The sequence below is a fragment of the Intestinibacter sp. genome (assembly GCF_051866655.1).
Lineage (GTDB): Bacteria > Bacillota > Clostridia > Peptostreptococcales > Peptostreptococcaceae > Intestinibacter.
On sequence record NZ_JBJDXL010000460.1, the window covers coordinates 1 to 11,916 of the forward strand.

Below are 11,916 nucleotides of genomic sequence, written 5' to 3' on the forward strand. Positions count from 1 at the left end.
CTCTCATTCCCATAATCCAAACCTCCTGGTAAATATCATTTATTTTGTACAAATTTCTACACTAATAGACTAATCAGCATAAACATCTTCTTCCAATGTATCTAGTGGTGGCATTGGACTATTTTGTGCAAATTCAACTGCCTCTTCAATCGATTGTTTTGCTTCTGCTTCTATATCCTCTAATTCTTTTTCTGTAGCATATCCTAATTCCAATATTTTATTTTTCAATCTTTTAATTCCATCTTTTTCTTTCCATGAATCTATTTCATCCTTAGTTCTATAAGCATTTGCATCTGATTTAGAATGACCTAGCCATCTATAAGTTTTAGCTTCAATTAAAACTGGTCCCTCTCCTCTTCTACACATTTCAGCAGCTTTTTGGACAGTTTCATAAACCTCTATTGCATCGTATCCATCTATGATAAAGCTTTGTATTCCATAGCTAACAGCTCTATCTGCTATATTTTCTATATTCATAGATTTAGATTGAGCAGTAGACATTCCGTATAAATTGTTTTCACAATAAAAAATCACTGGTAAATTCCAAACTGAAGAAAGATTTATACCCTCGTGAAAAGATCCTTCATTTGCGGCGCCATCTCCAAAAGTACATAAAACTATCTTACCTGTCTTTTTATATTTTTGAGTAAGTGCTGCACCTGGTGCTAATGTAAGACCGCCACCTACAATTCCATTTGCTCCTAGATTTCCAGATTCAATGTCCGCTATATGCATTGAACCACCTTTACCTTTGCAGTAGCCTGTGTATTTTCCCATAAGCTCTGCCATCATTTTATTTAAATCTATTCCCATTCCGATAAATTGACTATGCCCTCTATGTGTTAATGAAACTAAATCACCTTTTTCAAGTGCCATAACTGCTGCAACACCAGAAGCTTCTTGACCTATAGATAAATGAGTTGTTCCATGTATCATACCTCTTGCAAAGAACCAATTTACTTTTTCTTCAAATTTTCTAGCTTGATTCATTCTTTTATACATTTCAAGCAATGTTTCCTTTGATATTGACATACTTACCTCCTATAATTTACTATTTATATTTTTATTCTAGATTATTTAATGATATTGATGTAAACTATAATTAATTTCTAAATTATCAACAAATTTTCCTTTTAAATATATTAATTATCTAAAATTTTTTACAAAAATAAATAATTATTATATTACATTTACATTAATTTATGCAATTTAATTACTAATACTCATTTATTTAAAAAATTAAATATTTATCTATATTTTTACATTTGTTCTTTTTTAAAACTATTGTAAACTTACCAATATTATTTGTCAATGTCACTAGAATTCAAATAATTTATCTCATAAATAAAAAAAGCATAGCAAATTTTTAAATTCACTACACTTTTATTTTCGATTTTACATTTTAAATTAATAATTTAATAAAGCTTCAGCTAAGCTATAATTAACAGCTAAAACATTTACATAATGTCCATTTAAGGCTCCGATAACAGCATTTAGTTTTTCCATACCACATGCTACTCCGATAACCTTATCTACATTTCTTAGTTTTTCTATATTCATTCCAAAAACACATTTATTATATTCATATTCAGATGCATTTCCATCGATATCATATACATTTAAACAAATATCTCCTACAGCTTTTCTTTCTTTAAATGTTTCAATATCATTTTCATTAAAATATCCATTTTTTATTACATTTGAATTTTCATCTATAGGACTTCCTATCCCCACTATTGCCATATTCATTTTATCCATAGACTTAAATACATCCTTTATATTTTTGTCTTGTCTAAGTATATTTATAATATTTTCATTTGATACTATAGCTGGTCCATGTAATAGCTTAAATGTTCCACCCATTCCTTTACTAAGCTCTACAACTAATTGATTTGAATGAGTTGTCATATCAGCTTCTCCAATACCACCTACTAAAGGAATAAATTCTATCTTATTGAATTTTTTAACTTTAGCATATTGAGGGATCATTTTTAAAGTTGTTCCCATTGAAACACCTATAATATCTCCTTCTTCTATCATTCGATATAAGTATTTCATTACTTCAAATCCTAATTCTTCCTTTTGGAAATTTGTATCATGTTTATCCTCTACTACAATAGCTTCTTTTAATCCAAATTTTTCTTCTAATTTCTTTTCTAATTTATAACAATTTTGTTCTTCGGGACCTACAATTTCTATTCTTAAATATCCTCTTTCCTTAGCTTCTTTAAGTAATTTTGAAACTGTTGGTCTTGAAATGCCTAGTTTTTTTGCTATTTCATTTTGTCCCATTTGATTTTCATAATACATAACGCAACATTTAAGCATTAAACGTGTATCACCTAATATCTTTTTCATACTCGCCCCCTCAATTTTCCAAAATTAATATAATCTACTTAAGGCTGTCTCAAATTAATTGAAACAGCCTCTTTTTATTAAAATCTTTTAATTTGGAATTCTATTTAAAACATACCGAAACTGAATGCATAAGCTATTATAACAGCTAATGGTCCAGTTATTACCCTTGAGAATAATACTGCAGGAACCCCTATTTCAACTGTTTCAGCTTCAGCTTCTGAAAGTGATAGACCAACTGGAACGAAGTCTCCACCAACTTGTGCATCTATAGCAAATAATGCTGGTAAAGCATATTGAGGTTGTATTGCACCTTGAGCTATTTGGTTCCCTAATAAAACACCTATGATTTGAGCTATAACTGCCCCTGGTCCTATAAGTGGAGATATAAATGGTAGTGCACAGAATAAAGATATTGCTAACATACCTGGTAATGTTGATGCTAATGGAGATATTGTGTTAGCTAACCAGTTACCTACACCTGTACCATTGATTATACCAACTATTAATGATACGAATATCATGAATGGTAATATATTTGTTATAGTTGTTTGTACTGCATCTCTTGCTGCTTGGTAGAATGTAGAAACTACATTACCAACACCTTTACCTAATCTAGTTAAGAATCCTTCTTTAGCAACTTCACCGTATTTTTCTTGAGCTTCTGCTTTCTTTTCTAAGTATTCTTCTCTAGTCATTTTTGAAGATCCTTCTGCTTCTGCTTTTGCTTCAACAGCTGGTGCCGCAGTTCCATCACAGAATGAAACATTTTCTGGTTTTACATCTGAAACATATATTTCTTCAGTTATAAATTTAGCTAAAGGTCCAGATTTTCCAACTGGAGTTAAGTTTACAGTGAATATTCCTTTTTTAGGATAAACACCACATCTAGCTGTACCACCACAGTCAACGATTGCTAATATAACTTCTTCATCTGGTATAGTAGTTTTGAAACCATCTACTAATTCGCAACCAGTCATATTTGCTATATGTTGAGCTAGTGGAGGGAATCCTCCTCCTGTAACAACTAATATTTTATTTTTTGTTTCTGTTGGAACTATAGTTAAAGGTCCGCCCCAACCGTTAGATCCTCTATTTATTACAATTGATTTATATTCACTCATTGTATTACCTCCCTTAATCAAACTCTATTATTTTACTTGTTTTTTCATTAACATTGCTGTTATTTTTTCAGTAACTATACCTCTTATAAGGATAACAATTACCCCAACTAAGAAATATCTAACTGCAAGTTGTCCTGTGCTTAATCCTAAAGCTGTGATACCAGCAGCTATACCTTGGTATACGAATAATTCACCAGCATTTGCATGTGGGAATAAACCAGTTATTGGATGTACGAATGATACTGCTGCATCATAGTATGCTGGTTTGTATTTTTCTTCAACGAATTTACCAAAGTTGTAGCACATAGGGTTTGTTAAGAAGAATACTGCTAATATTGGTAATATTGTGTATCTTGTTATTACGTTTTTAGAAGCTAAAGCAGCTAATTTATCAACTCTTTCTTGTCCTATAATTGCTATTAACGCATTAACTAAAGTTATTAATACTAATAATGTTGGTAATATACCAGTTACTAGGCCCATTAAGTTTTCTCCACCTAGATTGAATAAGTTTATAAATGCCTCTGCAAATTTTGCTATTTGTTCCATAAAAGTTCCCCCTTTTTTATTTTATTGATTCTTAAATTGAACGGATAAAGCCAACCCACATTTTGACATCGTTTTCCAAAGCTGTAAATAAAAAAGACTTAACTTTATCGTTATTTTATTTTCATAAAGGGAACTTGGTATGGAACTGATTATTATCTTGCCAAATTCCCTTTATTTATACAATTTCAATCTCAATCGAAGTCCGATCTATTATCAATTTATCCTCAATATTTCAATCACTTAGAATCTAAAATCCTAATTATTTAGCATCCCAGAATCCTTCTGCTTGTAATTGTTCTTGTAATTGTCTTAAGTGATATAACTTAGTAGTTTTGTCTATTTCTACCATATCGTAAGTTATTACTTCACCTTTCTTGATGTCTTTTAATACTTTTGTTTTTCTATCTACTAATCCTATTGGAACTGCATTCATTTCTTTTGCTGTTTCATATTTTTCTATTAATCCGTAGCAAGTGTATGCTCCGTATCCATCCATATATTCTCCAGCTTTTAAGTCTTTCTTAGCTACAGTTATTACTTCTGCTACTAATCCACCTTTTGGTACTATTGTTCCTTTGTTTTCTATTACTGCCATTGCTGCTGATAATGGTGTTTCTAAGCTGCATAAATGATATGGTCTATATAATATGTAGTTTGGTCCTGGTCCCATGCTTAAGTATTCCATTTCGTCTCTTACTTCTTTTAGTTTATGAGTTACTACTACGAATACCCCTGGTGCTATACCATTTACGAAATCTACTACTCCGTAGTTATCTAATACTCCACCTTCTGATTTTAATGAATATTTTTGTGGTACTTCTTTAACTGTTGCTTCTATACCATGTCCACCTCTTACATCTGGAACATATCCTGTTGCATTACACATTAATGCCATTTCTACCATTGTCTTAGTTCCTTCTTTGAATGATGCTATCATGTGTGGAGAAGCTCCTTTTCTTGCTGCTTCTTCTGCTACTGTATCAGGGTTACAATCATAATCTAATTTGTTGTTTTTACCTTTTCCTATAACTCTTACATCAAATCCCATTGAAGTTGCGAAGTCATATAATCCCATTACTGCTCCTGGTTCGTCCCCTGCAGATCCTGTGAATATTACTCCTGCATCGTCAGCTAATTTTTTAAGTATTGGTCCTACTACACAGTCTGTTTCAGCATTTAACATTACTATATGTTTTTTGTTTAATATTGAGTTTAATGCTATTTCTGCTCCTATTGGAATACTTCCTGTTGCATCTACTACTACTTGGATTGATGGAGTTTTGCAAGCTACCATGAAGCTCTTACAAGCTACGTATTTTCCTTCTTGTATTGCTGCTTCTGCTGCTACTTCATCTTCTACTACTGCTACTTGATCTTCTGCTATACCAGCTTTTATGAATGAAGCCTTTGCTAAGTCTACGTTTATATCTGCAACTATTGATGGTATCATACCTTTCATGTTTACAACTTGGCTTACCATACCAGTTCCCATATGTCCTGCACCGATTATTGCTATTTTGATGCTTTTTCCTTGTACTTCTAATTCTTCAAGTTTTCTGTTTAAGTTATACATTTCAATTCCCCCTGTTTATATTTTCTGTATTAATTTATCGTTCAATTTATGTTATCTATTCAAAAGTAATCATATCTCCAACTTTTACTTCTGGAACTAATCCATCAACATGTAATTCACCTGGTAGATTTGCTTTAGTATCTCCATCGAATTTTATTGTACAGTGACCTAAGTCTTTTAATGTTTTAAGTGCTACATTTCCTACTGCTGTTACATTGAATTTTTTATCTCCTATTGTTAAAACGTCTCCAGCAACTATATCTTCTTTTAATTCTGCTACTGTATGTGCTATTGATATATCTTTTAAATCTGGATCTTGAACATCTTCATTGAAGATTATTATTAAATTTCCGTCATCTGCAAGTTCTTGAACCATTCCACCTATTCCTGTTACTTTAGCTTGATATTTCATATTTTCATTCCTCTCCATAATTTTATATTTATTATTCTAAATTATCTTTATTTTTACTTTTACTTATGTGAAACCGTTTTTACTTATGTTTCTATGTTTTAATTGTATAATAATGTGTTATAAAATTTAATACATTCTTTTTCCACTTCAAATGGAAAATTATGTACTTTTAGTTTTGTACAGGAACATTTGTAAAAATAATTTTATTTTTTTTATAAAAAAAGAGAATTTGCTAAAAATACACACAGTAATTTATCAAATTCTCTTAATTATATATTAATTACTATTTACTTCTAATTTACATATTTAAAGTGATTTTTTACACTCTAATTATTTAGCATCCCAGAATCCTTCTGCTTGTAATTGTTCTTGTAATTGTCTTAAGTGATATAACTTAGTAGTTTTGTCTATTTCTACCATATCGTAAGTTATTACTTCACCTTTCTTGATGTCTTTTAATACTTTTGTTTTTCTATCTACTAATCCTATTGGAACTGCATTCATTTCTTTTGCTGTTTCATATTTTTCTATTAATCCGTAGCAAGTGTATGCTCCGTATCCATCCATATATTCTCCAGCTTTTAAGTCTTTCTTAGCTACAGTTATTACTTCTGCTACTAATCCACCTTTTGGTACTATTGTTCCTTTGTTTTCTATTACTGCCATTGCTGCTGATAATGGTGTTTCTAAGCTGCATAAATGATATGGTCTATATAATATGTAGTTTGGTCCTGGTCCCATGCTTAAGTATTCCATTTCGTCTCTTACTTCTTTTAGTTTATGAGTTACTACTACGAATACCCCTGGTGCTATACCATTTACGAAATCTACTACTCCGTAGTTATCTAATACTCCACCTTCTGATTTTAATGAATATTTTTGTGGTACTTCTTTAACTGTTGCTTCTATACCATGTCCACCTCTTACATCTGGAACATATCCTGTTGCATTACACATTAATGCCATTTCTACCATTGTCTTAGTTCCTTCTTTGAATGATGCTATCATGTGTGGAGAAGCTCCTTTTCTTGCTGCTTCTTCTGCTACTGTATCAGGGTTACAATCATAATCTAATTTGTTGTTTTTACCTTTTCCTATAACTCTTACATCAAATCCCATTGAAGTTGCGAAGTCATATAATCCCATTACTGCTCCTGGTTCGTCCCCTGCAGATCCTGTGAATATTACTCCTGCATCGTCAGCTAATTTTTTAAGTATTGGTCCTACTACACAGTCTGTTTCAGCATTTAACATTACTATATGTTTTTTGTTTAATATTGAGTTTAATGCTATTTCTGCTCCTATTGGAATACTTCCTGTTGCATCTACTACTACTTGGATTGATGGAGTTTTGCAAGCTACCATGAAGCTCTTACAAGCTACGTATTTTCCTTCTTGTATTGCTGCTTCTGCTGCTACTTCATCTTCTACTACTGCTACTTGATCTTCTGCTATACCAGCTTTTATGAATGAAGCCTTTGCTAAGTCTACGTTTATATCTGCAACTATTGATGGTATCATACCTTTCATGTTTACAACTTGGCTTACCATACCAGTTCCCATATGTCCTGCACCGATTATTGCTATTTTGATGCTTTTTCCTTGTACTTCTAATTCTTCAAGTTTTCTGTTTAAGTTATACATTTCAATTCCCCCTGTTTATATGTTTGCTTTTCAGCTTATTTTTAATTTAATGTATCCAACTTATTAGTATTCTGATAAGTTGAATTTTTTTAGTATATTTTGATTTATTATCTAAATCTCTTTCTCTTATGATTTAAGTTTATAACAATAGAATTAAAAATTTAATACATTCTTTTTCCACATTATGTGGAAAAATATGCGATTTTCGTTCTGTATCAGAACATTTGTAAAAATAAATTATATAAATGTATCAATTCTATATAAATCAAAAGAGACTTGATAATTTACACATAAACTTATCAAGTCTCCCTTATTTAAATATTTCTAAACAATAGTATTATCAGCCTCTATTGCTTTATTTTCAACTATTTCATCAACCTGCTCTTCTTCTGATTTTTCGTCTACTTCAGAATCAACATCCTTTTCTCTTTCTCTTATGTATTGTACAGCTTGTATTATAACTTCTTCATCAGCAAACTTACTTTCCACTTCATCTAATGTAAGCCCTTCTATACCTTCAATTTTTTCAAATTTAGAAAATACAGTTATACCTTCAAATTTCTCGCCATATTTTATTATTTCTTCTTCATCATCAAATGCTAAAAGCACTATTTTACCTTTTTTCGTAAATCCACCCTTTGTTCTCGCAGTAGAAACACCACCATATTGTCTAACCCTTCTTTGAGATGCTACGTATTTCTTATGAAGGTAATATGATGTTCCAAAATTTGCAAGATATAAAAGTATTAAAACTATAATTATTTTCATTTAAACACATCCTTACTCTATTATTTTATTGATATTTTTAATAATGTACTTGTTAAATCAGAAAAAGTTCTACATTTAGCCAATTGATTTATATATTTATCATTTTGACCTAAGCTTAAAGCTTCTTCATATATTTTTACTAATAAATCCGTATTCGTGTCATCAGTAGAAAAAGCTATTAACATAATTACTTTTATTTGTACTCCTAGATATTCTATTGGCTTATTTAAAACCCCAATTGATACATACATTTCATCTGATTTATCATTTACTGAGTGAGGTAAAAGCAATCCACTATTAAATATAGTTGGATGAGTCTTTTCTCTCTCAAGTATATCTTTCTTAAATTTTTCTCCAACAATTCCATCCTCTATCATAGAATCTATCATTGTTTTTAATGCAGCTGAAATTGTCTTTTTATTCAATACATAAAAATATTTCTCTTGTAAAAATGCACCTATCAATAAATTATCTGATAATTTTATGTTCTTCAAATTTTTACTTAGCTTGCTATTATTTAAATATATAATTTTTTCTATCTTATTTCTTAATTTATTTTCATCTAAAATAGCATCTATTTTCAATACGGCATTTGAATTTATATCTACATCATTTGTAGTAAATACTAAATCGTATTTGCTAAAATCAACCTCATCTATTTCGAACATTGAAAAAGTATCTATCTTTACATGTTGACCTATGATTTTTCTTATTCTAATTGTAATTAAATTCGTAGCTCCTAGGCCTGTAGAACATACAATAGCAACATTTCTCAATGTATTTGAAATCATATTTTTTTCTAAATAGCTTCCAAAATGTATCGCTATATATCCGATTTCATCTTCTGGAACAGTTAAATTATAAACATCTTCAATGACATCAGCAGTTATTCTCGCTAAATTATAAGGTAATACATAATTTTCTTTCATTTCATCTAATAATAAATTTTTTAGCTTTATCTTAAATAACAACCTATTTAAAGTAAACTCTAAATGATACCCTAAGCTATCTTTTAAAGATTGATCTTCTATTATAATTCCCATTCTAACATATATTTCTTTAAAAATTAGTTCCATCAAATCTTCAATATTATTGCGAAGTTTTGGCTTATTTGAAACAAATTTAGAAATTGGTGCAGCATTTCCACTTACTAGAGGTAATGTAAGATATAATGTTTCGTATTCATTTAAAGTTATATCAAAAATATCTTCTACTATAATTTTTATTTCCTTTGATATATTATACTCGTCATATGAACCTAATAAGTCGAAACGTTTATCGTACTCAAAAATTTCATTTCCGTTTTTTATTCTACCAACCTGAACTAAAATATATTTTATAGTTTCTTCAAAAATTTGGTCTGTAGCGTAAAAGCTATCCTCTTTAAACAATTTTAATATTGAATTTTTTAATTTTTTTAATGAATCTTGTTCTACATCTGTAACATATTTTGAATTCGTTAAATCATTTTTTGAATCCTTATATATATAATTTAATAAAAGCAATCTCTTATCAAATTCATTTCCCTTTAACCACATTCCAAAATTTTGTTTTTTGATTAAATCCAAATTATACTCATTCAATATTTCTCTAACTGATTTTATATCATTTACTATAGTCGTTCTACCTACTGAAATTTTATCTGCCAATTGATCTATAGTTATTACTTCATCAAATTCTGTAAAAAAATCTAATAGATACAAAATTCTCTCATCTTTAACATTAAAATCAAAAGGAATTTTTCTATTTTCTTCAAATAAAAGGTCAAAAATTTCATTATCTCTTATTTCAAGCTTATATCCATGCCCTTTAACATATATTATTTGTGCTATATCTTCTCCTAAATTATCATTTAATTGCTTTATATATGTTCTAACACTTCTAGTTGTAACCTTCAGTTCTTCAGCCATGTAATTTATATTTGCGAACTCTTTATTTTTACATAAAGTTAAAATTTTAAATTCTTTATAATCAATCGATGGCAATTTTAAACTATTACTCATGCGTGGACTCCTCCTTACATTTTTAGTTTATATTAAACCAAAAAAAATTTTAATACATTGTTTTTCCCATCAGTTTTGAAAATGTTTACCAAGAGTTCATTCAAGAACATTTGTAAAAGTAATTTATAATATTATCCCTTTTAATTATAATATTTTTTCCTAGATATGTATATTTTTTTTACAAATTATAAAAGAGAGTCTTATCGACTCTCCTCTATAAGCATATAATAAATTTACATTTATATATCTAAAACTATAATTTTGCCATGAATTTACAATATTTCTTATGTTAAATTTAGTTTTTAGGTTTTCCAAATATCATTCTACCTGCTGGTGTTTGTAATACAGATGTAACTAATACAGTTATAGTTTCTCCTATGTATTTTCTACCTCCATCTACAACTATCATCGTTCCATCATCTAAATAAGCGATTCCTTGATTTTGTTCCTTACCTTCCTTGACAACTTGAGCCAGCATTTGCTCTCCAGGTATTGCAACTGGTTTTACCGCATTTGCTAATTCATTTATATTTAAAACCTCTACTCCTTGGAATTGAGCTACTTTATTAAGGTTAAAATCATTAGTAACTACTTTTCCTCCTATAGTTTGAGCTAATTTTAAAAGCTTACTGTCAACCTCTGGTATATCATCAAAGTCAGTATCACTTATTTCAACATCTATATCAAGCTCTTTTTGAATTGAGTTAAGGATATCAAGTCCTCTTCTACCTCTAACTCTCTTTAAATCATCAGAAGAATCTGCTATATGTTGTAACTCATTTAGAACAAATCTAGGTATAACTAATTTACCTTCGATAAATCCAGTCTTACATATATCTGCTATTCTACCATCTATTATTACACTTGTATCTAATACTTTTGGTGGTATTTGTTTTACTATAGTTTCCTTTTTAGGTTGTTTTTCTTTATTTAAAGATGTTGTAAGCCTACTTAATCTATTTATATTAAACAGATCATCTCTACTTTTTAATGCAATTCTAATACCTAAATATCCCATAAATAGATATACTACTATAGATATTATAGCTGTTATAACTGGTATATTTATAAAAGTACCTATTCCTCCAACTATTAAATAAGCGATAACTAAACCTACTATAAGGCCTACTGTTCCTAATAATATATCAGACTGTGGATATTTAGAAATTTCCTTGTCTAATACCTTTACACTATCTCTTACTTTTGAAATTATCCAAGGTCCTATTACGTAGAAAAATATACCAAATATTAAAGCTACTGCTATTGATATTATATATTTATAATCATTAACTCCAACAAATACACTTGGAAAATACTTAACTAAAAAAACATATACGGTTGTTCCTAATGCTGCACCTAATAATCCTATTAAAATTCTAATTATTTTACTTATCAAAGTGTCACCCCCTTAAAATTTACACTCCTTTGATTTAAACTTTATAATACCTTTTTCATATTATTATATATGACCATTACCTAATACTACTT

Annotated in this window: 10 protein-coding genes; all 10 read right to left on the reverse strand. The window is 29.4% G+C overall.

Annotated elements, in window-relative coordinates; translation table 11 throughout:
• Window positions 1-69: 69 nt before the first annotated feature.
• Window positions 70-1,032 carry a thiamine pyrophosphate-dependent dehydrogenase E1 component subunit alpha gene (locus tag ACI3VO_RS13750; RefSeq protein WP_439758463.1) on the reverse strand — a complete coding sequence of 321 codons (963 nt, stop codon included), beginning with the start codon at window positions 1,030-1,032 and terminating at the stop codon, window positions 70-72.
• Between the two features lie 375 nt (window positions 1,033-1,407).
• Window positions 1,408-2,358 carry a sugar-binding transcriptional regulator gene (locus ACI3VO_RS13755; RefSeq protein WP_439758464.1) on the reverse strand — a complete coding sequence of 317 codons (951 nt, stop codon included), beginning with the start codon at window positions 2,356-2,358 and terminating at the stop codon, window positions 1,408-1,410.
• A gap of 104 nt (window positions 2,359-2,462) precedes the next feature.
• Entirely contained in the window at window positions 2,463-3,479 is a 1,017-nt protein-coding gene (srlE, locus tag ACI3VO_RS13760; protein ID WP_439758465.1) for a PTS glucitol/sorbitol transporter subunit IIB, read from the reverse strand.
• 27 nt (window positions 3,480-3,506) lie between these two features.
• Window positions 3,507-4,028 (reverse strand): PTS glucitol/sorbitol transporter subunit IIC, encoded by a 522-nt coding sequence (gene srlA / locus ACI3VO_RS13765; protein ID WP_439758466.1) that lies wholly within the window; start codon window positions 4,026-4,028, stop codon window positions 3,507-3,509.
• Window positions 4,029-4,287: 259 nt separating this feature from the next.
• The gene (locus ACI3VO_RS13770; RefSeq protein WP_439758467.1) at window positions 4,288-5,601 is read right to left on the reverse strand and encodes an NAD(P)H-dependent oxidoreductase; all 1,314 of its coding nucleotides are present in this window, start codon (window positions 5,599-5,601) and stop codon (window positions 4,288-4,290) included.
• Window positions 5,602-5,656: 55 nt separating this feature from the next.
• Window positions 5,657-6,013, reverse strand: a complete 357-nt coding sequence (locus ACI3VO_RS13775; protein WP_439758468.1) for a PTS glucitol/sorbitol transporter subunit IIA — start codon at window positions 6,011-6,013, stop codon at window positions 5,657-5,659.
• 330 nt (window positions 6,014-6,343) lie between these two features.
• Window positions 6,344-7,657: an NAD(P)H-dependent oxidoreductase gene (locus ACI3VO_RS13780; RefSeq protein WP_439758467.1), complete on the reverse strand. Its 1,314-nt coding sequence runs from the start codon at window positions 7,655-7,657 to the stop codon at window positions 6,344-6,346.
• Between the two features lie 324 nt (window positions 7,658-7,981).
• Window positions 7,982-8,425, reverse strand: a complete 444-nt coding sequence (locus tag ACI3VO_RS13785; RefSeq protein ID WP_439758469.1) for a transcriptional regulator GutM — start codon at window positions 8,423-8,425, stop codon at window positions 7,982-7,984.
• A gap of 20 nt (window positions 8,426-8,445) precedes the next feature.
• Window positions 8,446-10,428, reverse strand: coding sequence for a BglG family transcription antiterminator (locus ACI3VO_RS13790; RefSeq protein WP_439758470.1), 1,983 nt, complete (start codon window positions 10,426-10,428; stop codon window positions 8,446-8,448).
• A 295-nt stretch (window positions 10,429-10,723) separates the two neighbouring features.
• Entirely contained in the window at window positions 10,724-11,824 is a 1,101-nt protein-coding gene (locus ACI3VO_RS13795) for a PIN/TRAM domain-containing protein (RefSeq protein ID WP_439758471.1), read from the reverse strand.
• Between the last annotated feature and the right edge of the window lie 92 nt (window positions 11,825-11,916).

Coding starts and splice junctions, on each gene's coding strand:
- ACI3VO_RS13750 (WP_439758463.1), bottom strand. CDS start 1,032: ATGTCAATATCAAAGGAAACATTGCTTGAAATGTATAAAAGAATGAAT.
- ACI3VO_RS13755 (WP_439758464.1), bottom strand. CDS start 2,358: ATGAAAAAGATATTAGGTGATACACGTTTAATGCTTAAATGTTGCGTT.
- srlE (WP_439758465.1), bottom strand. CDS start 3,479: ATGAGTGAATATAAATCAATTGTAATAAATAGAGGATCTAACGGTTGG.
- srlA (WP_439758466.1), bottom strand. CDS start 4,028: ATGGAACAAATAGCAAAATTTGCAGAGGCATTTATAAACTTATTCAAT.
- ACI3VO_RS13770 (WP_439758467.1), bottom strand. CDS start 5,601: ATGTATAACTTAAACAGAAAACTTGAAGAATTAGAAGTACAAGGAAAA.
- ACI3VO_RS13775 (WP_439758468.1), bottom strand. CDS start 6,013: ATGAAATATCAAGCTAAAGTAACAGGAATAGGTGGAATGGTTCAAGAA.
- ACI3VO_RS13780 (WP_439758467.1), bottom strand. CDS start 7,657: ATGTATAACTTAAACAGAAAACTTGAAGAATTAGAAGTACAAGGAAAA.
- ACI3VO_RS13785 (WP_439758469.1), bottom strand. CDS start 8,425: ATGAAAATAATTATAGTTTTAATACTTTTATATCTTGCAAATTTTGGA.
- ACI3VO_RS13790 (WP_439758470.1), bottom strand. CDS start 10,428: ATGAGTAATAGTTTAAAATTGCCATCGATTGATTATAAAGAATTTAAA.